The organism is Bartonella sp. TT121SHDZB (assembly GCF_042193415.1).
Classification (GTDB): Bacteria; Pseudomonadota; Alphaproteobacteria; order Rhizobiales; family Rhizobiaceae; genus Bartonella.
Map to the genome: position 1 here is coordinate 1 of NZ_JBHILR010000082.1, position 560 is coordinate 560.

Here is a 560-nt window from a genome sequence, read left to right on the forward strand (position 1 = left end):
CGTAGGGTGAGTCGGCCCCTAAGGCGAGGCAGAAATGCGTAGCTGATGGGAAGCAGGTTAATATTCCTGCACCATTGTTAAATGCGATGGGGGGACGGATCGCGGAAGGTTGTCCGGGTGTTGGAAGTCCCGGTCCTTGCATTGGAGAAGGCGCTTAGGCAAATCCGGGCGCGGAATTCAAGGGTGCGAGGCCAGTCGCTTAGGCGACGAAGCAATCGGAAGTGGTTCCAAGAAAAGCCTCTAAGCTTCAGTCTAACGAGACCGTACCGCAAACCGACACAGGTGGGCGAGATGAGTATTCTAAGGCGCTTGAGAGAACTCGGGAGAAGGAACTCGGCAAATTGGTACCGTAACTTCGGGATAAGGTACGCCCCTGTAGCTTGATGCCCCTGCGGGCAGAGGGTGAAGGGGTTGCAATAAACTGGTGGCTGCGACTGTTTAATAAAAACACAGCACTCTGCAAACACGAAAGTGGACGTATAGGGTGTGACGCCTGCCCGGTGCCGGAAGATTAAATGATGGGGTGCACGCTCTTGATTGAAGTCCCGGTAAACGGCGGC

The 560-nt window shown here is 54.8% G+C and carries 1 rRNA gene; it reads left to right on the plus strand.

Annotated elements, in window-relative coordinates:
- Positions 1-560 (plus strand): 23S ribosomal RNA (locus ACFIKI_RS08615); the annotation flags it as partial.